20 protein-coding genes are annotated in these 24421 nt (G+C 67.2%); 7 read left to right on the forward strand and 13 right to left on the reverse strand.

Going from position 1 to position 24421, the window contains the following annotated elements; translation table 11 throughout:
- Positions 1–22: 22 nt before the first annotated feature.
- The 4 genes from BMZ69_RS06515 to BMZ69_RS06530 form a co-directional block, all read right to left on the reverse strand.
- Positions 23–2341 carry a putative bifunctional diguanylate cyclase/phosphodiesterase gene (locus BMZ69_RS06515; protein WP_092155750.1) on the reverse strand — a complete coding sequence of 773 codons (2319 nt, stop codon included), beginning with the start codon at positions 2339–2341 and terminating at the stop codon, positions 23–25.
- A 48-nt stretch (positions 2342–2389) separates the two neighbouring features.
- Positions 2390–3010 (reverse strand): TetR/AcrR family transcriptional regulator, encoded by a 621-nt coding sequence (locus BMZ69_RS32350; RefSeq protein WP_092155751.1) that lies wholly within the window; start codon positions 3008–3010, stop codon positions 2390–2392.
- The gene (locus BMZ69_RS06525; RefSeq protein WP_092155845.1) at positions 3007–4182 is read right to left on the reverse strand and encodes an acyl-CoA dehydrogenase family protein; all 1176 of its coding nucleotides are present in this window, start codon (positions 4180–4182) and stop codon (positions 3007–3009) included. Before BMZ69_RS06525 ends, BMZ69_RS32350 begins: the two co-directional genes overlap by 4 nt.
- A 152-nt stretch (positions 4183–4334) precedes the next feature.
- Complete coding sequence (locus tag BMZ69_RS06530) at positions 4335–4613, reverse strand: hypothetical protein (RefSeq protein ID WP_092155752.1); 279 nt, start codon at positions 4611–4613, stop codon at positions 4335–4337.
- A 251-nt stretch (positions 4614–4864) separates the two neighbouring features.
- Between BMZ69_RS06530 and BMZ69_RS06535 the strand changes: the two genes are divergently transcribed.
- On the forward strand, positions 4865–6046 hold the full coding sequence (locus tag BMZ69_RS06535) for a hypothetical protein (RefSeq protein ID WP_139218986.1): 1182 nt from the start codon (positions 4865–4867) through the stop codon (positions 6044–6046).
- A gap of 229 nt (positions 6047–6275) precedes the next feature.
- On the opposite strand, the gene BMZ69_RS06540 is transcribed toward BMZ69_RS06535, so the two are convergent.
- Both BMZ69_RS06540 and BMZ69_RS06545 read right to left on the reverse strand, forming a co-directional pair.
- Complete coding sequence (locus BMZ69_RS06540) at positions 6276–7289, reverse strand: TRAP transporter substrate-binding protein (RefSeq protein WP_092155754.1); 1014 nt, start codon at positions 7287–7289, stop codon at positions 6276–6278.
- Positions 7290–7585: 296 nt separating this feature from the next.
- On the reverse strand, positions 7586–9496 hold the full coding sequence (locus BMZ69_RS06545) for a TRAP transporter large permease (RefSeq protein WP_092155755.1): 1911 nt from the start codon (positions 9494–9496) through the stop codon (positions 7586–7588).
- A 153-nt stretch (positions 9497–9649) separates the two neighbouring features.
- Between BMZ69_RS06545 and BMZ69_RS06550 the strand changes: the two genes are divergently transcribed.
- Genes BMZ69_RS06550 through BMZ69_RS06560 form a run of 3 tightly spaced genes read left to right on the forward strand, consistent with a single transcriptional unit; the run spans position 9650 to position 13013 of the window.
- Complete coding sequence (locus BMZ69_RS06550) at positions 9650–10525, forward strand: IclR family transcriptional regulator (RefSeq protein WP_244543235.1); 876 nt, start codon at positions 9650–9652, stop codon at positions 10523–10525.
- The gene (locus BMZ69_RS06555; protein ID WP_092155756.1) at positions 10522–12159 is read left to right on the forward strand and encodes an acyl-CoA synthetase; all 1638 of its coding nucleotides are present in this window, start codon (positions 10522–10524) and stop codon (positions 12157–12159) included. Before BMZ69_RS06550 ends, BMZ69_RS06555 begins: the two co-directional genes overlap by 4 nt.
- A complete protein-coding gene (locus BMZ69_RS06560) occupies positions 12156–13013 on the forward strand; it encodes a PCC domain-containing protein (RefSeq protein ID WP_092155757.1) in 858 nt (285 codons plus the stop codon). The genes BMZ69_RS06555 and BMZ69_RS06560 overlap by 4 nt, the downstream gene beginning before the upstream one ends.
- A gap of 59 nt (positions 13014–13072) precedes the next feature.
- On the opposite strand, the gene BMZ69_RS06565 is transcribed toward BMZ69_RS06560, so the two are convergent.
- Positions 13073–14530 carry a methyl-accepting chemotaxis protein gene (locus BMZ69_RS06565; RefSeq protein ID WP_175506684.1) on the reverse strand — a complete coding sequence of 486 codons (1458 nt, stop codon included), beginning with the start codon at positions 14528–14530 and terminating at the stop codon, positions 13073–13075.
- Positions 14523–14840, reverse strand: coding sequence for a hypothetical protein (locus BMZ69_RS31025; protein WP_139218988.1), 318 nt, complete (start codon positions 14838–14840; stop codon positions 14523–14525). Before BMZ69_RS31025 ends, BMZ69_RS06565 begins: the two co-directional genes overlap by 8 nt.
- A 313-nt stretch (positions 14841–15153) precedes the next feature.
- On the opposite strand from BMZ69_RS31025, the gene BMZ69_RS31515 reads away from it, so the two are divergent.
- Positions 15154–15297 carry a hypothetical protein gene (locus BMZ69_RS31515; RefSeq protein ID WP_175506685.1) on the forward strand — a complete coding sequence of 48 codons (144 nt, stop codon included), beginning with the start codon at positions 15154–15156 and terminating at the stop codon, positions 15295–15297.
- Between the two features lie 76 nt (positions 15298–15373).
- Here BMZ69_RS31515 and BMZ69_RS06570 read toward each other — a convergent pair whose 3' ends face one another.
- Positions 15374–15991, reverse strand: coding sequence for a biotin transporter BioY (locus tag BMZ69_RS06570; protein ID WP_175506686.1), 618 nt, complete (start codon positions 15989–15991; stop codon positions 15374–15376).
- A gap of 107 nt (positions 15992–16098) precedes the next feature.
- On the opposite strand from BMZ69_RS06570, the gene BMZ69_RS06575 reads away from it, so the two are divergent.
- Positions 16099–17037 (forward strand): MBL fold metallo-hydrolase, encoded by a 939-nt coding sequence (locus BMZ69_RS06575; RefSeq protein WP_092155759.1) that lies wholly within the window; start codon positions 16099–16101, stop codon positions 17035–17037.
- A 106-nt stretch (positions 17038–17143) separates the two neighbouring features.
- Here the strand turns inward: BMZ69_RS06575 and BMZ69_RS06580 are convergent, their stop codons facing one another.
- From BMZ69_RS06580 to ilvD, 4 genes are all read right to left on the reverse strand, one after another.
- Entirely contained in the window at positions 17144–17920 is a 777-nt protein-coding gene (locus BMZ69_RS06580; protein ID WP_092155760.1) for a DUF1499 domain-containing protein, read from the reverse strand.
- A 139-nt stretch (positions 17921–18059) separates the two neighbouring features.
- Positions 18060–19397 (reverse strand): hypothetical protein, encoded by a 1338-nt coding sequence (locus BMZ69_RS06585; protein ID WP_244543236.1) that lies wholly within the window; start codon positions 19395–19397, stop codon positions 18060–18062.
- A 9-nt stretch (positions 19398–19406) separates the two neighbouring features.
- Positions 19407–21461 (reverse strand): caspase family protein, encoded by a 2055-nt coding sequence (locus BMZ69_RS06590; protein ID WP_244543237.1) that lies wholly within the window; start codon positions 21459–21461, stop codon positions 19407–19409.
- A gap of 102 nt (positions 21462–21563) precedes the next feature.
- Positions 21564–23405, reverse strand: coding sequence for a dihydroxy-acid dehydratase (gene ilvD / locus BMZ69_RS06595; protein WP_092155762.1), 1842 nt, complete (start codon positions 23403–23405; stop codon positions 21564–21566).
- Between the two features lie 75 nt (positions 23406–23480).
- On the opposite strand from ilvD, the gene BMZ69_RS06600 reads away from it, so the two are divergent.
- Positions 23481–24401 (forward strand): LysR substrate-binding domain-containing protein, encoded by a 921-nt coding sequence (locus BMZ69_RS06600; protein WP_092155763.1) that lies wholly within the window; start codon positions 23481–23483, stop codon positions 24399–24401.
- Positions 24402–24421: the final 20 nt, after the last annotated feature.

Consider the following 24421-nt stretch of genomic DNA (forward strand, 5'->3'; position numbering starts at 1 on the left):
ACACCGCGACCAGTGCGCCTGATCAGGCGGCGGCACTATCTCCGTGCATGGCGTCGCCCTTGGGCAGCAGGTTGGGCAGCTGCAGCAGCCAGGGCACGCGGCCGGCCGGGGCAGGCTTGGCGTAGCGATAGCCCTGGGCGAAGCGGCAGCCCTGCTCCTTCAGGAAAGCTTCCTGCTCGGCGGTCTCCACGCCCTCGGCGATGACGTCGAGCCGCAGATCGGCCGCGAGCCGGATCAGCGCCCGCACGATCGCCGCATCGCCGCCATTCTCGGTGACATGGCTGACGAAGCCACGGTCGATCTTGAGCGCGTCGACCGGAAAGCGCTTGAGATGGGTGAGCGAGGCGTAGCCGGTGCCGAAATCATCGAGCGCGACGCGCAGACCCGCACCACGCAGCGTCTTCAGCGTTCGCTCGGCCTCGTCGGCATTGCGGGTCAGCAGTACCGTCTCGGTGACCTCGACACCGAAATGACTGGCCGGCACGCCGGCAGCCGCGAGCTGACCGAGCAGACGCTCCGGCAACGCCGGATCACGGAAGACGCTGGCAGCGAGGTTGACGCAGACATGGCCGACATCGAGCCCGGCATCGAGCCAGCTGCGCAGGTCGCCGATGGCGGCCGCGATGATCGCGTCGCTGATCCCGTTGGCGATCTCGGCGTCCTGGAAACCTTCCTGGAAGGCGGCGGCCGGAATGATGCCGCGCTCGGAATGGCGCCAGCGCGCCAGCGCCTCGAAGCCGACGATCCGGCCGGTGTCGACCGCGACCTGCGGTTGATAATAGGGGAGGATGCGTTCCTGCTTCAGCGCACCGGCGAGCCCTTGACACACCGCGACGCGGCGCGCCATCGCGGCGCGCATCGCCGGCTCGTAGACGATCGCCATGTTGCGGCCGTTCGCCTTGGCCCGGTAGAGCGCGAGATCGGCGTCCTTCATCAGTTCGACGCCGTCGCGATCATGCTCGGGCGCCAGCGCGATGCCGAGGCTCGCCCGCGTCGCGATCATCTGCCCGGCATGCTCGCAGGGCCGGCGCAGCACCTCGATCAGGGCCTCGCCTTTCACTAGCGCCTCGAACCCCGTCAACCGCTGCGTCGAGAGCACGACGAATTCGTCGCCGCCGAGCCGAGCGACCAGCTCGTCAGGGCCGATCGCGGCGGCGAGCCGCCTCGCCGCCTCGATCAGCAATGCGTCTCCAGCGTCATGGCCGAGCGTGTCGTTGATCGACTTGAAGTCGTCGAGATCGATCAGGAAGAGGCAGACCGCCCCACCCTTGCTTGCCATTTTCGCCAGCGCCTGCTGCATCCGTTCGCCGAACAGCAGACGATTGGGCAGGCCGGTCAGCGCGTCATGCGTCGCCTGGCGGCGGGTGCGGGCCTCGGCCGCCTTGCGGTCGGTGATGTCGACGATGCCGGCGACGACCGCCGGCATTTCGCCGTCCGGCAGCGTGGTCGCGGTGATCAGCACGTCGCGGACGGCGCCGCTGCCGTCGCGGACCTGGGCCTCATGGCCCTCGATCTGGTCATGAGCGTTGAGCAAGCGAGCGATGACGCGGCGATTGCCGCCATCGAGCAGGATGTCCTGGACCTGCGCCTGCGTGACCTCGTCGCCGAAATAGCGCTTGGCCGCGTCGTTGCCGCGCAGAAAACGGCCGTCGCCGCGCGAGGTCACGACGAGCGGGATCGGCACCGCCATGAAGATGCGCTCGATCATCGCCTGGCTGGCGCCGAGCTCGTTCTTGGCCTGGCGCTCGGCCTGGGTCGCCGCCCATTCGAGCCGGCGCAGGCGGTTGCCGTGGACGACGACCAGCCCGAGCGCGAAGTTGAGCATGACGAGGACGAGGATCAGGCCGGGCAGGGTCGACGGCATCGGCCCGTTGCCGAGATAGCCGGCGAGCATCAATGCGCTGCAGCCCAGTCCCAAGACAAGCGTCCAGCGGAAAGCGGTCGGCGCCACCAGATAGAAGATCGAAGGCAACATCAGCACGACGAAGAGGGCTAGATCGCTGCGCGACGAGACCAGCAGCGCGACCATCAGGCCGGTCGAGACCTCCCAGAGGATCAGCACGGCCTGCGCCTGCGAGAACCGCGTCGCCTTGCGCACCAATGCAAAGCAAAGGAGCGAGACGAAGACGACCATCAGCCGCGCCGGGACGGCGACGAAGAAATGCGGGGTGCCGTGGAAACGCCAGTCGCTGGCGAGGAAGAGCGTGTTGAGAACCGCCGAGATCAGGAAGATCAACCGGCACTGACGCAGTGTCTCGCCAAAGCGCGCATCGCGGAACGCGCTCTCACGGGCGAAATCCCGGAATTCCCCACCAAATCGAAACAGGCCATTGCGCGTCATGCCGCAACTTCGTCCGGCAGCGGTCAAGGGCAGGTTAAGGCACAGCGGTCAGCTGGTCCGGATCATGTCCTTCGTCGCGACCAGGGTCGCGAGTTCGCCGGCAAGTTGCGCGATGTCGAAGCGCCCCTCGCGGTACCAGTCGACCGAGCCGTTCATGGCGCCGAGCAGGAAGAGCCGCAGATGCTCGGGCGCGATGCCGGGGGTGAGCACGCCCGCGCTGGCAAGCTCGTCGATCAGCGCCCGCCAGAGATCGTCATAGGCGCGGCGGATACTGCGCACGCTCTCCGGCGTCGGGTTCTCGCCGAAACTGAAGACCTTGATGCTGGCGCAGGTGTAGTCGGAATGGCCGTGCAGGGCGGCGAGGTGCGCCGCGATCGCCGCCTTGAGCCGCTCGCGCGCCGTCGCCTTGCCCGCGGCGCCCAGCGCGGCCAGGACAGCGTCATGCACGAGACGGACGCCGTCATTGACGACCGCCTCGACGATCTCCTCCTTCGAGCGGAAGTGATAATAGAGGCTGGCCTTGCGGATGCCGACCGCCTCGGCGATCTCGCGCAGGCTGGTCTGATGATAGCCGTTGCTGCGCAACAGGCGCGCTGCATGGTCGAGGATCAGGCGGCGGGCGCCGCCTTCGAGCTCCGCCCGCTCGGCGCGTCCGGTCACGACCGTCACAGCCGCTTCGCCACCTCTTCGAGCATGACCTCGGTCGCGCCGCCGCCGATCGCCTGGACGCGGGCGTCACGCGCCATGCGCTCGATCGCGCTCTCGCGCATGAAGCCCATGCCGCCATGGAACTGGACGCAGGCGTACATGACTTCGTTGACCAGCTCGCCGCAATAGGCCTTGACCATCGAGACCTCGCGCGTCGCATCGAAACCCCTGGTATCGAGCCAGGCGGCATGGTGGACGAGCTGGCGCCCGGCCTCGACCTTGCCCGCGAGCATGGCGAGCTTCTGGCGGATCGCCTGCTTGTCCCAGAGCGGGGCGCCGAAGGCGGTGCGGGTGCGGACATAGTCGACCGTCAACTCGATCGCTGCCTGCGCCTCGCCCATCGCCATGGCGCCGATCACGGTGCGCTCGTTCTGGAAGTTGCTCATGATCGCGTAGAAGCCGCGGCCCTCGCCGCCGAGCAGGTTCTCGGCCGGGATCCGGCAGTCCTCGAAGACCAGCTCGGCCGTGTCGGAGGAGCGCCAGCCATGCTTGTCGAGGGCGCGGCTGACACGGAAGCCCGGCGTGCCTCTCTCGACCAGGAACATCGAGACCGATTGCGAGGGCTTGCCGGACGGATCGGTCTTGGCGGCGACACAGTAGAGATCGGCATGGACGCCATTGGTGATGAACATCTTGGCGCCGTTCAGCACGTAGCTGTCGCCCTCGCGCCGGGCGGTGGTACGGATGCCTTTCACGTCGGAGCCGGCGTCGGGCTCGGTGACGGCGATGGCGCAGATCACCTTGCCGGCGACGATATCGGGCATCCAGCGGTCGCGCTGCGCCTTGCTGCCGGCATTGAAGACATGGACCGAGGCCATGTCGGTGTGGACCAAGGCCGTGATGGCGAAACCCGAGAAGGTCGAGCGGCCGAGCTCCTCGGCCAGCACCACCGTCGCGAGCGTGTCGAGCTCCGAGCCGCCATACTCGGCGGGGTAGCGGATGCCGAGGAAGCCGAGCTCGCCCATGCGGGCCAGCACCTGGCGAGGCACCATGCCCGCCTCTTCCCAGGCGAGACCGTGCGGCTTGACTTCGTTCGCGACGAAACGGCGCAGCTGGTCGCGGAGCGCCTCGTGCTCCTCGCCGAAATAGGGCGAGCGCAACGTCCCGCCGCCGACCGCATCGAAACTGTCCATCGCCGCCATCATGCTCCGCTGTCTCCGCATGAAGCTAGCCTACCGATCGGCAGGTAGGCAACATCTGAACTTCGTCCATGAGAAGAGGGGCGACCAGCGCCCCTCCTCTCACCTCCATCTGCGCCGCATGGTTCGCCGGCTCTCGTCACGGGTCAGTTGCAACCGCAGCCATGCCCGCCATTGCCGATGCCGATACCGCCGCGGCCGACGCTGACCTTGTTGCCGTTGAGGATGCCGTTGCCGCTCAGCACTGCGACGTTGTTGAGCACCTTGACGTTCGAGACCGCAGCCGTGACCGAGGCCACCGACGTTACGACACCGCCGATGAGACCGCCGCCGAGAAGACCACCGCCGCGGCCGCCCTTGCCGCCGGCGAAGGCGGGGGTGACGGCAAAGGCGGCGACGGTGGCAAGAACAAACGCGTATTTCATCTTTCTCTCCCTGCTTCCGCTCCGGGGATCGAAGCGATACACACGTTTTGGTTGTATTTTATTTTTGACGCAACCTATACACCTTGTTAACCATACTTGCTAGCCTTAACCGCAGGCAGACCGAATACAATCAGCCAATTCATACAGGTAAAAATCTATTCACTGAAATCTATACTTTAAGCCACAGATGAATTCTTGGCTGTATTAACGGCGCATTAGGCATGATCATCTATTCTCGACTGAGAGGGGTGATGTCCATGCGTCGATACCGGTCAGTCTTTGCGCTGCTTTGCGTGATGTTCGGTGCCTTGCCAGTTGCCGCCGGCGAGGATGCGGCCGAGACCCTGGTCTCGACGGCGGTGGTGGGATTGCGCGGCGGCTTCGATTCCAGCCCAACCAACAGCAAGGGCGAGAAAGGCAGCCCGACGCTGACCGGCTTCGTGAGCTGGAACTATCTGCGCGGCACGGTGCAGGATGGCTACGGGCTCGACCTCCTGCTGGTCGACACCCAATATGATCCACGCCAGCTTGCGGCCAGCCGCCAGAACATGCTGACGCTGAAGCACGCGATGGGGATAGGCGATAAGCTGACCCTGCAATCCTCGCTCGCGGCCGAGAACGAGCAGACCTGGTCGCGCCGCCGCCGCAGCCTGGCCTGGCGCGAACGGCTCAATCTCAGCCTCGGTGCCTTCAGGCTCTTCGCCAATGCCGAGGCGCGGCTTTCCGCGCTGAACGAGCGCAACGTCTTCGCCTATGGCGATTTCCTGCCGCAGGACGAGAACCTCGCGACGCTCGGCATCACGCCCGGCATCGCCTGGCGCCAGGGCGACACCGAGATCGGCGTCTCCTTCATGGCGTCGCGCACGCGTTTCACCAACGGCACCGACTATCTCGGCCTGCGTCGCGACAATTACCGGCTGCAGCCGAACCTGTTCGTCTCGACCGCGCTGAAGGGAGCGACCTTCGAGGCCTCGCTCTCGCCGTTGCAGATCATCTTCCCCGACAAGGAATTCGAGAACGAGAAGACGCTGCTCTACACGGCCAAGATCCGCGTTCCCTATGAATGGCTGACGCTCGATCTGTCTTCGGGCCGCACGGTCGAGGACACCACCCTGCCCTTCGCGGTGATCAACCTGGTGACGCAGCACGAGGGCAAGCTCACCGCCCGCTTCAACGAGACGAATGCGCTCTCGCTCAGCGTCCGGCAGAAGCTCGAGGATTATCTCGGCCTCGACGCGACGACGCGGACCTCCAGCATCGGCCTCGACTATGCCCGCGGGCTCGGCGGCGGCATGACCGCGACCGCCTCGGCCGCCTGGCGCAGGACCAAGGATACCGGGCTGGAGGCGGTGCCGGCCTTCATGGTCCAGCTCGGCCTGCAGAAGCAGCTCGACTTCAGCGAGCCGGGCAAGGGTGCGAAGAAGGGCGGGTGAGGCCCAGTCGTCATTGCGAGGAGCGAAAGCGACGAAGCAATCCAGAAAGGACAGCGCAAGCCATCCTGGATTGCTTCGCTTCGCTCGCAATGACGCGAAGGCGAGGACCGCGCTCCGTCATGCTCGGCCTTGTGCCGAGCATCCACGTCTTTACCACCGCCCTCGATCAAGACGTGGATGGTCGGGACAAGCCCGACCATGACGGCAGTGGTTCGGTCGTCCGAAGACCTCAGGCCAGCTTGCCGCCGACCGCCTTTTCCAGGATCGCCCAGGCCTCGTCGCCGTATTTGCCCTTCCACTCGCCGTAGAAGCCGGCCTTCTGCAGCGTGGCCCGGAATTCGTCGGCCTTGGTCTGGTTGATGACCATGCCCTTCGAGGTCAGTTCGGCCTGCAGGCCGGCATTGAGCTTGGCGACGTCGGCGCGCTCCAGCAGAGCGGCGGCGTCGATGTTCTTGGCGACGATGGTCCGTAGATCCTGCGGCAGCCGCTCCCAGGCGCGGCGATTGGCGAGGAACCAGAAGCCGTCCCACATATGGTTGGTCAGCGAGAGATACTTCTGCACCTCGAACAGCTTGGCGGTGGCGATGATCGCGAGCGGGTTCTCCTGGCCGTCGACGATCTTGGTCTGCAGGGCGGTGTAGACCTCGGCGAAGTTGATGCTGGCCGGGGCCGAGTCGAAGGCCTTGAACATCGAGGTCCAGAGCGGCGAGACCGGCACGCGGATCTTGAAGCCCTTGAGGTCGGCCGGGGAATTGATCGGCCCCTTGGACGAGGTCATCTGGCGGAAACCGTTGTCCCAGATCTTGTCCATGACGTGCAGGTTCGCCTTGGCGATCTGGCCACGGACGTAAGCGCCGAGCTCGCCATCCATCGCCTTCCAGACGGAGTCATAGTCCGGGAAGGCGAAGCCGATGCCGCTGACCGAGGCGTTCGGCACCAGCGTCGACAGGATCAGTGGCGACAGCGTGAAGAACTCGACGCCGCCCGAGCGGACCTGGTTCAGCATGTCGGTGTCGGAGCCGAGCTGGTTGTTCGGGAAGATCTGGATGACGACCTTGCCGTTGGTCTCGGACTTGATCTTCTCCATCGCCTCGGTGGCGCGCAGGTTCATCGGGTGCGAGACCGGCAGGTTGTTGGCGTATTTGTAGGTGAATTCCGGCGTTTGGGCGCGGGCGATCGAGAAGGTACCGACCGTGGCGGCGGCGGTGGCGCCCTGCAGGATCGTGCGGCGTGAGATCGACATGGTGTTTCCTCCCTGAAGGTTCTTCATTGGTCAGCGCGTCCTAAGCTGGGCGCGTGAAGGCGTTTTACTCATGCTGGCGCGGGATATGCCGGGCGGGCAATCGATCGCAATGGTGGGTCGCCATGCCAAAACGGCATGTCCCATCCCAGCCCTCATCCTGAGGAGCCGCGCAGCGGCGTCTCGAAGGATGTTCCAGATAGTTCCGGAGCCTCCTGGAGCATCCTTCGAGACGCGATCTTGCGATCGCTCCTCAGGATGAGGGCTCGCGAGAGAGGCTAGCAAACTGACCCAACCCATCACAGGAACATCGTCGAGAAGGACGGGACATAGGCGATGATGGCGAGGCCGGCGAGCAGCGCCAGCAGATAGGGCCAGATCGCGCCCATCGCCTCGTCCGGTTCGACGTTGCCGATCTTGCAGGCGATGTAGAAGCCGATGCCGATCGGCGGGGTCATCAGGCCGATGTTCATCGCGGTGACCACCACCATCGAATAATGGACGTCGTTGATGCCGAGGCTCTTGGCGATCGGGAACATCAAGGGCGCCATCAGCACGATCGCCGGCAGGCCCTCGAGCACGCAGCCGAGGATCATGAAGACGACGACCGTCACCGCCATGAAGCTGATCCAGCCGCCGGGCAGATGCGACATTGCGGTCGCAAGATCTCGGGCGAAGCCGGTCTGTGTCAGGGCCCAGGCCATCGCCGAGGCGGTGCCCAAAATCATCAGGATCGCGCCCGAGAGCGCCGCGGTCTCGACCAGCATGCCGTAGAAGGTGCGCCAGCTGATGCCGCCATAGAGGACGATGCCGACGATCAGCGCGTAGAGCACGGCGATCGTCGAGACCTCGGTCGCGGTGGCGACGCCGCCGCCGACGGCGCTGCGGATCAGGAAGGGCAGGACGAGGGCGGGCGCCGCGACCAGCGCCGTCTTCCAGATCACGGTGAACGGCGCGCGGCGCACGCCCTTCAGCATCTCGCCCCGCGCCTTCCAGCGCGCCAGGATGGCGAGCACGAGCAGCAGCACGGTGGCGACGACGAGGCCGTTGGTGAAGAGCCCGGCGATCGAGACGCCGGCAACCGAGCCGAGCACGATCAGCACGATCGAGGGCGGCACGGTCTCGGCCATGGCGGCGCCAGTCGAGAGCAGCGCGATCAGTTCCTTGGGCTGATAGCCGCGGCGCTTCATCTCCGGGAACAGCGCCGGCGCCACCGTCGCCATGTCGGAGACCTTGGAGCCGGAAATGCCGGAGACCAGGAAGAGCGAGCCGAGCAGCACATAGGACATGCCGGCGCGGACATGGCCGAGCAGCGAAGCCAGGAAGTCGACGATCGCCTTGCCCATGCCGGTCGAGTCGAGCACGCAGCCGAGCAGCACGAAGATCGGCACCGAAAGCAGGATCAGGCTCGACATGCCCTCGTCCATGCGCCCGATCATCACGAAGATCGGCACGCTGGTGCTGAACGACAGGAAGCAGAGCGCGCCCAGCCCGAAGCAGAAGGCGATCGGCACGCCGGCGACGAGGCAGAGGCCGACGACGCCGAGCAGGAAGATGGCGATATTGACGTAGCCCAGCGTCTTGAACACCGGCGTCAGCAGATAGAAGGCGGCTGCGACGAGACCGATCACCGCAGCCGAGATCAGGAGATCGCGCAGCGTGCAGGTTCGGACGGCATAGGTCAGCACCAGCGCCAGCATGGCGATGATGCCGAAGGCGATGGCCGAGACGCGATAGCTCGAGGGAATGTTGAGCGCCGCCGAGGTGACGTAGGATTCCTCGATGACATAGTCGATCGCCGGCCAGGTCATCACCGCGAGGAAGGTCGCGACCGCGAGCAGACCGAAAGCGTGGGCGAGACCGCGCAGGCGCTCGGGCAGCATGCCGACGAACAGCGTCAGGCGCAGATGCTCATTGCGGTCGATCGCGATGGCGGCGCCGAGCATGGCGAGCCAGAGGAAGCAGATCGAGGCGGCCTCGTCGATCCAAACCACCGGGATCGACAGGACATAGCGCGAGGTCACGCCGGCCAGCAGAAGCGTGACGATGGCGACGAGCAGGCACGCGGCGATGATTTCGAGCGGACGCACCAGCGCCGAGCCGACGCGCTTCGGGGTATGGTCGAGACTCTCCAGGACCGCGGCGACGCCGTCGCTAGAGTTTGCGCTGGCATGCGCGCCAGCGGCCGCGCCCGTGCTTGTCTCGGCCATAAGGGCCGCTCCTCCCATCCGCCCGCCAGCCTGACGGGTCCATATTATGGCGAATTGCCTCGCTCGTTCCGGCTGGAACATACACGGATCGACCGCTGTTGCAATCGCAGACGCTGCCATCTACACCTTTAATGCAGATGAGAGGTCCGCATCATGGACCCAAATGCGATCGAGGAAATGCAGCCCGAGGCCCTATCGACGCCCGATCTGTCAGGCTCGCAGAGTGTCGACCGCGCTTTGCGATTGCTGGCGCTCGTCGGCCGCGAGAGCGCATCGGGCCTGCCGCTCAGCGAGATCGTCGAGGAGAGCGGCCTGAACAAGCCGACCGTCCGGCGCCTGCTGCTGGCGCTGATGCGGGCGGGCCTCGTCGAGCAGGAGGCGCGCACGCGGCGCTACCATCTCGGCGAGGAGGCCTTCGTGCTCGGCCTGCTCTGCGGCCAGCGCCACGGCCTGCTCGACCTCGCCATGCCCAGCCTGCGGGCGCTCTCGGACACGACGCAGGACACCAGCTTCTTCTCGATCCGGCGCGACCGCTTCGTCATCTGCCTGCATCGCGAGGAAGGCACCTGGCCGGTGCGCACCCACGCCCTCCAGGCCGGCGACCAGCACCCGCTCGGGGTCGGCGCCGGCTCGCTCGCCATGCTGGCGCTGATGCCAGATGCCGAAGCCACGGCGATGATCGAGGCCAATGGTGCCATCCTCGCCGCCCGCTATCCGGCCTATTCGCCGGCGCAGCTCATCGCCGACATCGCACTGGCTCGGGCGCAAGGCTATGCCCTCAATCCCGGCCGGATCGTCACCAATTCCTGGGGCATCGGCGTCGGCGTGCGCTATCCCGACGGGCGCATCGCCGGGGCACTCAGCATCGCCGCGATCGAGTCGCGCATGCAGAAGCAGCGCCAGGAAGAGCTCGCCGCCCTGCTGCGTCACGAGGCGCGGCAGGTCGAGGCGAGGATCGCCGCCATGCTCGACCGGCGGCAAGCGAGGCCGGCGCAAGACGAGATCAGGACAGCGGAGACGACGCCATGACGAGCGCTGCGAATACCGGCCCGGCCGGCGGACTGAAGCCCGTGACGACGCGGGTGATGAACCTCGCGCATGTCCTGACGCGCAATGCCCGCTGCTTCGCAGATCGCCCCGGGCTGATCTGGGGAGAGCGGCAATGGAGCTGGGCCGAGCTCGACGCGGCGGCACACGCGCTCTGCGCGGCGCTGGCGGCGCGCGGCATCGGCAAGGGCGACCGCATCCTAGTCCACTCGAAGAATTGCGACGAGATGTTCGTCTCGATGTTCGCCGCCTTCCGGTTGGGCGCCGTCTGGGTGCCGACCAATTTCCGGCTGATGCCGGACGAGGTCGCCTGGCTCGCGACCTCCTCGGGCGCCAGGGGCTTCCTCTGCCATGGCGATTTCCCCGATCATGCCGCGGCGGTCGCCAGGGAGAGCAAGGCGCTGCAGTTCACCTGGCGGATCGGTGCGGGCGCCTTCGGCGAGACGACGCTGACGGAGGCGATCGCCGCGCATCAGGGCAGCCGCGTGCCGGACGCCGTCGTCGACCGCGACGATCCCTGCTGGTTCTTCTTTACCTCGGGGACCACCGGACGCTCCAAGGCGGCGGTGCTCACCCATGGCCAGATGGGCTTCGTCATCACCAACCATCTCGCCGACCTCGTGCCGGGCTCGACGGAAGCCGACGCATCGCTCGTGGTCGCGCCGCTCTCGCATGGCGCCGGCGTGCACCAGCTCGTGCTCTCGGCCCGTGGCGCGCCCTCGATCCTGCTGCCGACCGAGCGCTTCGACATCGACGAAGCCTTCCGGCTGATCGAAAAGCACCGGGTCACCAATATCTTCACGGTGCCGACGATCCTGAAGATGCTGGTCGAGCATCCGGCCGTCGACCAGCACGATCATTCCAGCCTGCGCCATGTCATCTATGCCGGCGCGCCGATGTATCGCGAGGACCAGAAGACCGCGCTGAAGAAGCTCGGCAAGGTGCTGGTGCAGTATTTCGGCCTCGGCGAGGTCACCGGCAACATCACGGTGCTGCCGACCCATCTGCACGAGGAAGAGGACGGGCCGGCGGCGCGCATCGGCAGCTGCGGCGTCGAGCGCACCGGCATCCAGGTCTCGATCCAGAACGACGAGGGCGAAGAGCTCAAGCCCTTCGAGACCGGCGAGATCTGCGTGATCGGCCCGGCCGTCTTCGCCGGCTATTACGAGAACCCGGAAGCCAATGCGAAGTCCTTCCGCAATGGCTGGTTCCGCACCGGCGACCTCGGCCATATGGACGAGGAGGGCTTCGTCTACATCACCGGCCGCGCCTCCGACATGTACATCTCCGGCGGCTCGAACATCTATCCGCGCGAGATCGAGGAGAAGCTCCTGACCCATCCGGCGATCGCCGAGGCCGCCGTGCTCGGCGTGCCAGATGCGGTCTGGGGCGAGATCGGCGTCGCCGTCTGCGTCGCGCGCGGCCCTGTCGACGAGAACGAGCTGGCGAGCTACCTCGCCGAGAAGATCCCGCGCTACAAGATGCCGAAGCGCTTCTTCTTCTTCGAAGAGCTGCCGAAATCCGGCTATGGCAAGGTGCCCAAGCGGCTGGTGCGCGACGAGTTGGAGAAGCGCGGCCTGCTCGACTTCGTGCGCGTGCCGGGAGCTTCCGCGTGAGGACGATCCAGCAGCCGGGGCCGGCCGAGCCCGAGCGCATCCAATGGCTGGAGGCGCGAGGCCGCAAGCTCACGCTGGACTTGAGGCCCGGTCTGCTGCTCGACGCGATCGCAGAGGCCTTCGCGGCGCAGGGCTTTTCCAGCGGTGTGTTGCGCCTGCCGGCGGCACTGCCGCTGGCGCCCTTCGCCTATGTCATGCCGGCGCTGTCGGCCACGCCGGAGCATGCCGCCTTCTACAGCGAGACCTTCCGGCCGGATGGCGTGACCCGGATCGAGACGGGAGCGCTGACCTTCGGCGAGCGCGACGGCGCGCCGTTCTTCCACGGACACGCGCTTTGGCGAGAGGCTGACGGCCGGCACAATGGCGGCCATATCCTGCCGGACCAGAGCTTCCTGGCCGAACCTATCAGCGTCGATGCAGTCGGGCTGGATGGCGCCGGCTTCGTCGCCGGCCATGATCCGGAGACCAATTTCAAGCTGTTCATGCCGGCGGAGCGGCTAAGCACTGGCGCAGAAGCCGCCGGCCGGTTCTTCGTGCTGCGGCTACGGCCGAACCGCGACGTCTTCACCGCACTGGAAGACTTCTGCGCCGAGCGGGATATCGCTCACGCGGTCATCCATGGCGGCGTCGGCTCGACCATCGGGGCGCGCTTCGCCGATGGCCGCTCGATCGAACCCTTCGCCACCGAGATCGCGATCACAGCCGGCCATGTCGCGCCCGGCGCCGATGGCGCTCCGGAAGCTGCGCTCGCCATCGCGCTGGTCGACTATACCGGCGGCATGGCGCAAGGCGCGCTCGCGCGCGGCGACAATCCGGTGCTGATGACGCTGGAGCTGGTGCTGGAGGCGCAGTAGGCGCTGCCGAACAGACCATCATGGCGGCGGAAAAGCGCCGATACAGCGCGCAACCCGTCTCAGGCCGCGCGAATCCGTCCCAGGAACTGCGCCACTTCGGTATCGAGATCGGCCGACTGGCGCGACAGCACATCGGCGGAATCGGCGACATGGTGCGCCGCTTCGCCGGTTTCTCCGGCGACGCGATTGACGATGTCGATATGCCCGCCGGCCTTCACCGTTTCGCTCGCGGCACAGCGGACATGCTCGGCGATCTCGACCGTCGCGATGTTCTGCTTTTCCACCACTGTCGCGACCGCCCGCGAAATCTGGTTGAGCGTCTCGATCGTCGCCGTCATCGCATCGATCGCCTGGACCGCATCGGCACCCGACACGCCGATCGCGTCGATCTGACTCTGGATCTGCTCGGTCGCACGCCAGGTCTCGTCGGCGAGCCCCTTGATCTCGTGCGCGACCACGGCGAAGCCTCCGCCCATGCTGCCGATCCGGGCAGCCTCGATCGAGGCGTTCAGCGCCAGCAAGTTAGTATGTCGGGCAATCGTGGAGATCAGATGGGTGACGTTGCCGATCTCCTGCACCTTGCGCGAAAGGTCGCCGACGCGGTCGAGCACGGTGAGCGCCTGCTTCGTGGTGTCGCCGACGAGGCGGGAGGCCTCGTTCACCTGCCGGTCGACCTCGGTGAAGGAATCGGCCAGCTCCGACGTCGCCGCGGTGATGGCAATCACGTTCGAGGACGATTGCCGCGACGCTTCCGATGCGGCCGTCGAGCGCTCCGACACTTCCGCGGCGCCATCACGCATCTGCTGCGAGGCGGCGCGCAGCGAGGAGATCGAGGCGATCACCGCCCGCGCGATCACGGCGATCTTGCGCTCGAACTCGCTGGCAAGGTCGTGCAGGATCCGGCGCCGCTCATGTGCCGCATGCGCCGTCGTTTCAGCGACATCCCGGCGCGCCTCGTCGGCGACCGCCCGGGCCGTCTGGGCCTCGCTGCGCTCGCGTTCGGACGTCTCCACCGCCTGCCGCAGCGACCAGACGATCCAGCTCAGAGCCGCCGCCTGCACGGCGACGATGGCGCCATGCAAAAACGCCCGTCGCAAATCACCGCCACCGGGGAAGACCCCCGCGGAATAGACGAAGCTGAGAGCGAGATGGTGAACGGTGATCGCCAGCGTCGCCGGCAGGAAGATGCGCCAGTCGAGCCAGCCGGCCAGCACCGCCAGCATGGCGAAGAAATACATGTGCAGGTCAGCCTGATAAGCGTGACCGGCGAAGGCATAGACCAGCAACATGACCTGGCCGACCAGCGCGACGCTGGAAACCTGACGCGTGACCCAACCGATCCGGTCGATTCGCCAGGCCAGGGTGCCCAGGATCGCCAGCGCGACGCCCGCCGCAGTGAGGTTCGGCTGGGCCGGCCCGCTGGCCGGCGTTCCGACCAGCAGCAGCCCGGCATTCGTCCACAGGATCCCGACCAGCAGCCTCGCAAAGCGCGTCCGGAGCCGCTCGACCTCACCCATTTGTAAGGTTCCTCGCCTGACGGATGCATGATTGAGCCAATGAACCATCGATGACGAGCCAGGCGCCCGCCCGATAGAGAGATGTCGCGTAATCGCGGCCGTCGCCGACGCTGATCGCGACCGCTGCGTCAGCGTCCAGCTGGAGAATGCTGCCCCCGGCCCCGGCGACAGCGCGCGCCATCTCCGGCTGGGACATACCCGATGGAAAGAAAGCCGCGATCGGCTGCCCAGGCACCGGCCAGGCGGCGACGAAAAAGGCGGCCAAAGCCATGGCCAGGCTGAACATCAGGCCAAAGCCGATTTCACGCATCGCGTGCCCCCCGGCATTCGATCCGCAGTCGAGAAACTGTCCAAAAGAGTGCAACTGCTGAGCTTTACAACCGGTAAACGGCCGCAATTACTGTGAACCAGCGTTCACTTTCTCACCAGATCTGAGTGTGTACGAACAATTGCATTGATCGCAGCGTCTCGCCCGCAAGCCACGGTAGAATCCGAGAGATCTCCGCGCGACCACCTTGTCGCCCGCACAGGACACCCGGCCCCAATCCAGGATCCGGAGCCGCGCAGTGGCGCGCTGCGGGCCGCTTCGCTATGCTCGCGCCGCAATCTGGAGCCGCGCTCGCATGACATCCGCCTTCCGCCTCATCGCCGTCTTCGGCATCACCATGCTGCTCGCCGGCTGCGACCGCTGCGGCAACATGATGGAGCTCGACATGTTCCTGCAGCCGGTGAAGAAGGTCTGTACCGGCCAGAAGCCGGCGGGCTGACGCTCCACCGCATTCGCACGCAACAAAAAAAGCCGGGGCGAGCCCCGGCTTTCTGATTCCATGGAGGTCGGTCGGCTCAGCCGCGACGCTTCAGTACCGACCAGCCGGCGCCGACCAGGCTCGCAGCCAGCGCGGCCTTGATCAGGTCGCCGAGCAGGAAGGGCTGCACGCCGGCGGCCCAGGCCTTGGCGAAGCCGATGCCGGTCGCCCCGCTCGCCATCTGCGCGCCGAGCGCCAGCCAGGCGAAGCCGAGCGCCATCAGCACGATCTCGGCCAGCACGACGCCGCCGGCGAGACGCAGGAGCGAGGCGCCGCGCGAGCCGGCCCAGCCGGCGATCGCCGCCGCGGCGACGAAGCCGATCAGGAAGCCGCCCGTCGGGCCGAGCAGATAGAGCGGGCCAGCGGCGACCGGCGGCGTGTTGGTGAAGACCGGCAGGCCGAACAGGCCATAGGCGATGTAGAGCGCGACGGTCGCAGCGCCGAGGCGCGCGCCATAGGCCGCGCCGAGGCCGAGCACGGCCAGCGTCTGCAGCGTCATCGGCACCGGCCAGAACGGCACCTTGACCTTGGCGGCGGCGATGATCAGCAGGCTGCCGACGACGGCGAGCGCGACATTGCGCAGGACCTGGCTGCGCGGGGCCGGCAGGGCCGCGTTGACCATGGAGGTAGCGGGCAGTGGCAGCGTCTCGGCCATCGGATCTCGTCCTTCTTCTTCGGGCCGTCGACGCCCGGCTCGTTCGTCTATAGGAAATGGCCCGCCGGCCGACAAGCCGGCGATCATGCCTGCTTCCGGATGTGCAGATGACCAGCGCCGACAAGGACACCACCGACGAGCCGCTCGATTTCGACCGCGACCCCGGCGCGGCCTCCGGCGAGCTGGTGCAGCTCTCGCCGCTGGTGCGTCGCCTGATCGCCGGCAATGGCGGGCCGATGACCTTCACCGGCACCTGCAGCTATATCGTCGGCCGCGGCAGGATCGCGATCATCGATCCCGGCCCGGACGATCCCAGACATGTCGAGCGTCTGCTGGCGGCGATCGCCGGCGAGACCGTCACCGACATCGTCATCACCCACACCCACCGCGACCATTCCCCGGCAGCGCGGGAGCTGAAGGCGGCGACCGGGGCGCGCATCGTCGGCTGCGGCCTGCATCGGCCGGCGCGCGAACTGGTGCTGGGCGAGATCAACCCGCTCGACGCCTCAGCCGACCGGGACTATGCGCCCGATCTGATCATGGCCGAGGGCGACGCCGTTTCCGGCCCGGGCTGGACGCTTGAGGCACTGGCAACGCCCGGCCACACCGCCAACCACCTCGCCTTCGCCCTGCCGGAGGAGAGCACGCTGTTCTCGGGCGACCATGTCATGGCCTGGTCGACCACGATCGTCGCCCCGCCCGACGGCTCGATGGTCGCCTACATGGCCTCGATCGAGAAGCTGCGCGGCCGCGAGGACCGGCTCTACTGGCCAGGCCACGGCGGCCCGGTGCGCGAGCCTCAGCGCTTCCTGCGCGGGCTGGTTCAGCACCGGCGCCTGCGCGAGGCCGCGATCCTCAGTCGTCTGCAGGCCGGCGACGAAACGATCGCCGAGATGGTGCCGCCGATCTATCAGGAACTGCCGCCTCGCCTCTTAGGCGCCGCCTCGCTCTCGGTGCTGGCGCAGCTTGAGGATCTGGTCGAGCGCGGCGTGGTGCTCTGTAACGATGCATCGCCGTTGCTGGCGAGCCGCTACCGGCTGGCCTGAGGCTCAACGGTCATTGCGAGGAGAATAGCGACGAAGCAATCCAGAGGTGGCAGTGCTCTACGTCTCATGGATTGCTTCGCTGTGCTCGCAATGACGGCGATGCCGCTCAGCGCAATTCCACCAGCAGCTTCACCTCTTCCTCGAACGCCGCAATGCGCTTGGCGTTGGCACCGAAATCGAAGCCACCCAGCCGCGAGGCCGAGCGGATGTCGATGCGGCTGCCGTCGGCGCGCGGCCGGATGCGGATGGTGATGTCGTCGACGAGGCGCAGCACGCGCGAGCGCGCCACGGCGTCGAGCCGCCCTGCCCCGCTGCGCCCGCCCGGCGCCGCGCCCTCCAGCACCTGCCAGCCGAGGTTGACGCAGGCCTTGCGGGCGATGTCGTAGGCGATCTCGGCCGGCAGTTCGAGCACGATCGGCACGGCCTTAGGATAGCCCTGGCGCTGCGCCTTGCGCCGCTCGGCCGGAACATCGGGCGGCACGATCCCGTCTCTGGCGCCAAGCGCCACGCGCGAGCGGCTGAAGGCCGGCGGCTCGTCGATATCGGTCGAGACATCGGCAATGAGCGGCAGGGTCGCGAGCTGGAAACCGCCATAGGCGACCGGAGCCAGCAGCAGCAGGCAAAGCAGGAAGGCCTGCACGGCGATGGCGACGCCGCGATGCCCCTCCTGCCAGATCCGGACGAAGGCGGCGAGCGCCAGCAGGAAGGCCAGCAGCACGAAGACATAGGCGCCGGCGATTGGCGCCAGCCGCTCGACCGAGGGCAGGCCGAAGCGGAAGATCAGCACGGCGAGGACGACGACCGTCAACCCGAACAGGGCCAGCCGCCGGCTCCAGATCGCCGCGCGCGAAATCGGCTCCTCGAAGACGAGACGACGATGCATCTCTCTTAGGTGCAGGAGGCTTCGAGGGAAAACAAGGGAGGTCGGAAATCCGAGCTTGTCGCGGCCAAGTAAACCGCCGTCATTCCGGACAAGCGGCGAAGCCGCGCAGCTCCGGAATGACGGATACAGGCCCACAATCTCAACGCACGATGATCGGCGCCGTCGCCTCGACCATGCCCGGCACGGCGCGCAGCCTCTCGATCAGGTCGAGCACCTCGTCCGGTTGCAAGATCGCCGCATCGTCGTTCGCGCTCGGCGCTGCCTTCAGCCAGCGCTGGCGCAGCGCCGCCGGCAAGTCCGCCTCCGTGCCGAAGCAGGCGAACAGGTTCTCGAAGGCCGCGTCGAGCACGATGTCGGTCAATCCGAAATCATAAGGGTAGGACTGGCTGCCGGCGCGCAGCACGCTCTTGCCCTCTTCGCCACGCACCGGCAGCACGACCGAGGCGGTGCCATCCGAATCCAACACCCAGCAATAGAGCCTCATCCCCGCCTTGCCCTCGATGCGCACATCGAGCCGCCGCCCTTTCGCGAAGGGCGAAGCCGCCGGCAGCAGCGCGAGCCGCGCCCGGTCCGAGCCGGCTGTAGCGGCGACATGCTCGAGGAAAGGCCTGACCGCCGGGTCGCAGCCTAGTCCCTCGACCGGAATGCGATTGCGCCCGGTCGGGGCCAGCACGGCATCGCCGCGGCGGAATTCGAGCTCCATCCAGCTTTGGCCGTTGCGGTCCTGCTCAAAGCGGCCGCGCGTCGTGACGGCGTCGCTGGACGCCGCACATTGCCCGGGCGTGGCCTTGCGGAGGTCCAATGGCCGGGCGCGCAGGATGCGATCGTCCGAGCGTGACTCGGCGTCGAGCGCCAGCAGCAGTCGCTCGCCGAGCGCGGCGCTGCAGGCGCTGTAGCCGCTCGCCGCCGAGAACGGACAGATGTCGACCCGTTTCAGATCAGGCGCGGCCCGCACGAGGTTCTCGACCGCCTTACTCATCACCTGATCGACATCGACCACGCCCGGCTTGGTCCGGATCGCGATCTCGACCGGCTCGCTCGTCGCCTTGCAGTCGCCCGTCCTGGCGATCGCCTGCAGGCGGAAGCTTGCCTTGTCCTCCTGCCGCGCCGGCTCGGTGAAGAAGACGCTGGCATCGCCGTCGAAGGCTTTGCGGATCTGCGCCTCGGCCTCGCCCGGCTTGTGCAAATTGAGGCTGTCGCGCAGCGTCTTGATGCGGACGACATCGGCGCTCGCTGCCAGCCTGACCCGCCCCTCGCTCTGCAAACGGCTCTCGATCGCCAGCCTGACCTCGTCGGCCTGCTTGCCCGACAAGATCTGCTGGCCGGCATCGAAGCCAACCACGGCAAGCGAGAGGTCGCGCTTGCCGGCGCAGGCGGCGACATTGTCGAGCCAGGCCGACAGCGCATCGGCGCGCGCGGCGCAGCCCCCGGCGACGAACAGTCCGGCGACGAGAAGACTTCGCAGCAAACCGCTCACGGCCGGCTTCTAATGCTCCTGCTCCAGCGAACGCGCATAGCCATCCAGCGCCCGGACGAACACCGGGTTGAAGCGGCCATCGATCGCGCCGCTGTAATGATCGGCCTTCTGCGCTGCCCGTTGCAAGGCCCGCACCGTGTCCGGCTTCAGCTTCTGCTCGGAAACGTCGCTGGCGGAGATCGCCGCGGCGCCCGCTTCGCCCTTCGCCAGCGCCTTCATCAGCATCTGCAGCGAATTCGTGCCGGGAAAGAAGGAGCCGAAGCCGTTGTCGATCAGCGTCGCCATCGAAACCATGGCGATCGGATCGCCCTTGTCGGCGGCCTGCCGGAACAGGTCAAAGCCCTTCTGCGGGTTCTTCGGGAAGCCCGGCCGCCCTTCGAGATAGGCCGGCACCAGCTTGGCGATCGAGAAGGCGTCGCCCGCCTCCGCCGCCTTCTGGTACCAGCGCAGCGACGCCGCCTCGTCGCGCGGCCGGCCGCGGCCATATTGCAGCATCCGCCCGACATTGCTCATCGCGATGGCGTTACCGGTACCGGCGGCCTGCTCGTAGAGCGAAAAAGCCTTCTGCAGGTCGACCCTGCTGCCCTGGCCGTTCTCGTAGAGCGCGCCGAGATTGTTCATAGCCGCGGCGCTGCCGGCATCGGCCGCCTTGTCATAGGCCGCGAGCGCATCCTTGTAGCGCTCGGCTTTGTCATGGGCGCGGCCAAGCTGGTAGGAGAGCCGCCTGATCTGCGGCTGCGACTCCACCGCCTGCTTGCAGGCCACGATCGCGGCGCGCGCATCGATCCGCGCGAACTTCACGCCCTTGATGCCCTCGCGCCGGTCGGGATCGGCAGGATCGCCGGCGAGTTCGTCGCAGTCCTGCACACGCGGATCGCGCGAGGCGTCGGTGCGGCCGAGATAGCCCTCGGCCAGCGAGCGATAGGCGCAGACCGTGCCGCAGCCCTTGAGATAGTCCTCATAGCGCCCAGAGCCGCCGAGCCTGATCCAGTTCTGCTCGTCGGTGGCGGCCTCGCCGCTGCGGCGCTTGTCAAGCAGCAGCGCCATCGCCGCCTCGCGATAGCCGCAGGTCTCACCGCAGCGTGCGACATACCCCTCGAGCGCGCTGCGCTCGCCTGCCGCCTTGGCCCGCTGCCAATTGGCCTCGTCCCGCGCCGATGCGACCGCCCGCGCCACCGCTGGCACCGGCTGCGCCACCGGCAGGGCGATCGAGGCAAGGTCGATCTCCGGTGCCTGCTCGCGGCCGCTGTCTCGCCGTGCCGCGGCTTCGACGCTGTCCTTGAGATAGCGCTGCAGGTCGGACCAGGCGAGCGGCCCGCTCTCGGGCGCGCCGGCCGGCCGCGCCAATCCGGCGGCGCCCATCAGGAAGCGGCTGGTGAACAGGCCGAGCTTCTGGCTCTCGTCCCAGTTGGCCGGCGTCGTGCCGGAGGTCGCGACCAGCTTGACGATGCCACCGCCCGTGCGCGGCTTGGCTGGGGTGAAGCCCGGCGCCGAGACGGCGAGCAGGCTCTCGCCCTTGCGGCCGGTCTCGCCGGTGAAGCAGGCATCGATCATCACGATCAATTGGCGCTGCGCTCCGATCTTCTGCCGGACCAGTTCGAGGTTCCGGTAGAGCGTCTGCAGCGCATAGCCGCTCTCGGCGGCATTGGGATTGCCGTCCTGCGGCAAGAGGAAAGGCTGGCGCGTCGCAAGGTCGGGCACGCCATGGCCGGAATAATAGACGAAGACGTTGGAGCGGCCCTCGACCGCGCTGCGCCAGAGCTTGCCGCCCTGCGGATTGGCCTCGCTGCCGAACATCTGGGTGAGTTCGCCGAGCGTCGCATCCTTCAGCAGGAAGACGTTCTGCTCGCGGAAACCAAGCGTTCCGGTGAGATAGGCCTTGATCGCCTCGGCATCGTTATGGGCGAAGTCGACGGTGCTGGTCTGCTTGTAGGCCCTGTTGCCGATCACCACCGCGATCGACTCGGCATTGTCGGAGAGGGTGGCCGGCGGCGCCTGCGCGATCGAAGGCGAGAGGAGCCCGAGCCAGAGCAGGGCTGCGATCAGGAACGCCGGCAAGGCCACCTCCAGAATCCGCGCGCCAGCGCAGTGCCGCGCTGGCGCGTCGATTTGTCGATGCGGCTTTTGTCCGGACGATCCGTGGCGAAGATGTGACGCTACGTGCGCTCAATCGATCGCCCGCACCGCCCCCTTGGCCGCGCTGGTCGCCAGCGCCGCATAGGCTTTCAGCGCGGTCGAGACCTTGCGCTTGCGCGGCGCCGCCGGCTTCCAGGCCTCCTTGCCCCTGGCCTCCATCGCCGCGCGCCGGCGCGCCAGCTCCTCGTCGGAGACCTTGAGGACGATGCTGCGCCTGGGGATGTCGATCTCGATCACGTCGCCGTTCTCGACCAGGCCGATCGCGCCGCCCTCGGCCGCTTCCGGCGAGACATGGCCGATCGAGAGACCGGACGAACCGCCGGAGAAGCGCCCGTCGGTGACCAGGGCGCAGGCCTTTCCGAGCCCTTTCGACTTCAGATAGCTCGTCGGATAGAGCATTTCCTGCATGCCCGGTCCGCCGCGCGGCCCCTCATAGCGGATGAGGACGATGTCGCCTTCCTTGACCTTGCGGTTCAGGATGCCCTCGACCGCCGCGTCCTGGCTCTCGAAGATCACCGCCGTGCCGGAGAAGGTCAGGATCGAGGCGTCGACGCCGGCCGTCTTCACGATGCAGCCGTCGAGCGCGATATTGCCGTAGAGCACGGCGAGGCCGCCATCCTGCGAATGCGCATGCGCCTTCTCGCGGATGACGCCCTTTTCGCGGTCGAGGTCGAGCTCCTCATAGCGCCGGTCCTGGCTGAAGGCGGTCTGCGTCGGCACGCCGCCGGGCGCGGCGCTGTAGAAGCTCCGCACCGCCTCGCTCGTGGTCTGCCTGATGTCCCAGCGCTCCAGCGCCTCGCCCAGCGTCGCGCTGTGGACGGTCGGCAGCGAGGTGTCGAGCAGCCCGGCCCGGTCGAGCTCGCCGAGGATCGCCATGATGCCGCCGGCGCGGTGGACGTCCTCCATGTGGACGTTGGCCACGGCCGGCGCGACCTTGCACAGCACCGGCACATTGCGCGACAGCCGGTCGATATCGGCCATGGTGAAGTCGATCTCGGCTTCGTGCGCCGCGGCGAGCAGATGCAGCACCGTATTGGTCGAGCCGCCCATCGAGATGTCGAGCGTCATCGCGTTCTCGAACGCCTTGAAGCTCGCGACATTGCGCGGCAGCACGCTTTGATCTTCTTGTTCATACCAGCGCTTGGCGATGTCGACGATGAGATGGCCGGCCTCGACGAAGAGGCGCTTGCGGTCGGCATGGGTCGCCAGCGTCGAGCCGTTGCCGGGCAGCGCGAGGCCGAGCGCCTCGGTCAGGCAGTTCATCGAATTGGCGGTGAACATGCCCGAGCAGGAGCCGCAGGTCGGGCAGGCCGAGCGCTCGATCACCTCGACTTCGCTATCGCTGTACTTGCTGTCGGCGGCGGCGACCATGGCATCGACCAGGTCGACCTTCTTCAAGACGCCCTCGGCGATGTATTTGCCGGCCTCCATCGGCCCGCCCGAGACGAACACGGTGGGGATGTTGAGGCGCATCGACGCCATCAGCATGCCGGGCGTGATCTTGTCGCAATTGGAGATGCAGACCATCGCGTCGGCGCAATGGGCGTTGACCATGTATTCGACGCTATCGGCGATCAGTTCGCGCGAGGGCAGCGAATAGAGCATGCCGTCATGGCCCATGGCGATGCCGTCATCGACCGCGATGGTGTTGAATTCCTTGGCGACGCCGCCGGCCTTCTCGATCTCGCGCGCGACCAGCTGGCCGAGGTCCTTGAGGTGGACATGGCCCGGCACGAACTGGGTGAAGGAGTTCACCACCGCGATGATCGGCTTGCCGAAATCGCTGTCCTTCATGCCGGTGGCGCGCCAGAGGCCGCGGGCGCCGGCCATGTTGCGGCCATGGGTGGTGGTGGCGGATCTCAGCCTCGGCATGCTTGACCTCGTTGACGCTACATCCGAACAGAAGGGCTCGCCCTATAGCTAGCGGCGGCGCCCGGCCAGCCAAAATTGAATTATTCGATTTTGATCATCGGCGCCGTCCATGCTGCGGGCGCGAAAGGCCTTGCGATGCTGCGCAATATCGACATCGACCTGCTGCGTTCCTTCGTCACCATCGCGGAGCTACGCTCCTTCACGCGCGCCGCCACAGCGCTCGCACGCACGCAGTCGACGATCTCGACGCAGGTGCGAAAGCTCGAGGAGATCGCCGGCCAGACCCTGCTGCAGCGCTCGCCGCAGGAGGTGCTGCTGACCCGCGCCGGCGAGGATTTTCTCGGTTACGCCCGCCGGATCGTCGCGCTGCATGACGAGGCCCTAGACGTCGTCCGGGCGCAAAGCGTGTCCGGCCGGGTCCGGCTCGCGGTGATGGACGACTACGCCACCATCGTTCTGCCCGAGACGCTGGCGCGCTTCGCCCGCTCGCATCCGGAGGTCGAGCTCGAGGTCACCACCGGCTTCACCCGCGACCTGATCGGCAGCCTCGGAGAGGCCTTCGACCTCGTATTGGCGACGCAGAAGGCCGGCGACGGCGGCGGCGAGGTGCTGCGGGCCGAGCGCACCGCCTGGGCCTGGTCGGATCGGCACGATTTTCCACCCGCCGGCCCCTTGCCGCTCGCGCTACTCAAGGCGCCGAACATGTATCGCGAGTGGGCCCTCGCCGCGCTGAACGAGGCCGGAAGACCCTGGCGCATCCTGTTCTCCTCCTCCAGCATCGGTGCGGTCGAGGCCGTGGCGGCAGCGGGGGGTGCGCTGACAGTGGTCAAGGCCGGCACGGCGCACGAAGGCCTGCGTCTGCTCGGCGAGGCGGAGGGGCTGCCCCAGCTGCCGGCCTCCGAGATCGCGCTGCACCTGGCGCCGGGCCGGCCGACGCCAGCAGTACGGGCACTTGCCGGCTTCCTCACGGATACGTTGAAGATGACGACTGACTGAAAGGCTCCATTGCGCTGGCT

The organism is Allobosea sp. CRIB-10 (genome assembly GCF_900112185.1).
Classification (GTDB): Bacteria; Pseudomonadota; Alphaproteobacteria; order Rhizobiales; family Beijerinckiaceae; genus Allobosea.

Excerpts from the sequence above, each read along its gene's own strand:
- BMZ69_RS06515 (WP_092155750.1), bottom strand. The coding sequence starts at position 2,341 with ATGACGCGCAATGGCCTGTTTCGATTTGGTGGGGAATTCCGGGATTTC.
- BMZ69_RS06525 (WP_092155845.1), bottom strand. The coding sequence starts at position 4,182 with ATGGACAGTTTCGATGCGGTCGGCGGCGGGACGTTGCGCTCGCCCTAT.
- BMZ69_RS06530 (WP_092155752.1), bottom strand. The coding sequence starts at position 4,613 with ATGAAATACGCGTTTGTTCTTGCCACCGTCGCCGCCTTTGCCGTCACC.
- BMZ69_RS06535 (WP_139218986.1), top strand. The coding sequence starts at position 4,865 with ATGTCCATGCGTCGATACCGGTCAGTCTTTGCGCTGCTTTGCGTGATG.
- BMZ69_RS06540 (WP_092155754.1), bottom strand. The coding sequence starts at position 7,289 with ATGTCGATCTCACGCCGCACGATCCTGCAGGGCGCCACCGCCGCCGCC.
- BMZ69_RS06545 (WP_092155755.1), bottom strand. The coding sequence starts at position 9,496 with ATGGCCGAGACAAGCACGGGCGCGGCCGCTGGCGCGCATGCCAGCGCA.
- BMZ69_RS06550 (WP_244543235.1), top strand. The coding sequence starts at position 9,650 with ATGGACCCAAATGCGATCGAGGAAATGCAGCCCGAGGCCCTATCGACG.
- BMZ69_RS06555 (WP_092155756.1), top strand. The coding sequence starts at position 10,522 with ATGACGAGCGCTGCGAATACCGGCCCGGCCGGCGGACTGAAGCCCGTG.
- BMZ69_RS06565 (WP_175506684.1), bottom strand. The coding sequence starts at position 14,530 with ATGGGTGAGGTCGAGCGGCTCCGGACGCGCTTTGCGAGGCTGCTGGTC.
- BMZ69_RS31025 (WP_139218988.1), bottom strand. The coding sequence starts at position 14,840 with ATGCGTGAAATCGGCTTTGGCCTGATGTTCAGCCTGGCCATGGCTTTG.
- BMZ69_RS31515 (WP_175506685.1), top strand. The coding sequence starts at position 15,154 with ATGACATCCGCCTTCCGCCTCATCGCCGTCTTCGGCATCACCATGCTG.
- BMZ69_RS06570 (WP_175506686.1), bottom strand. The coding sequence starts at position 15,991 with ATGGCCGAGACGCTGCCACTGCCCGCTACCTCCATGGTCAACGCGGCC.
- BMZ69_RS06575 (WP_092155759.1), top strand. The coding sequence starts at position 16,099 with ATGACCAGCGCCGACAAGGACACCACCGACGAGCCGCTCGATTTCGAC.
- BMZ69_RS06580 (WP_092155760.1), bottom strand. The coding sequence starts at position 17,920 with ATGCATCGTCGTCTCGTCTTCGAGGAGCCGATTTCGCGCGCGGCGATC.
- ilvD (WP_092155762.1), bottom strand. The coding sequence starts at position 23,405 with ATGCCGAGGCTGAGATCCGCCACCACCACCCATGGCCGCAACATGGCC.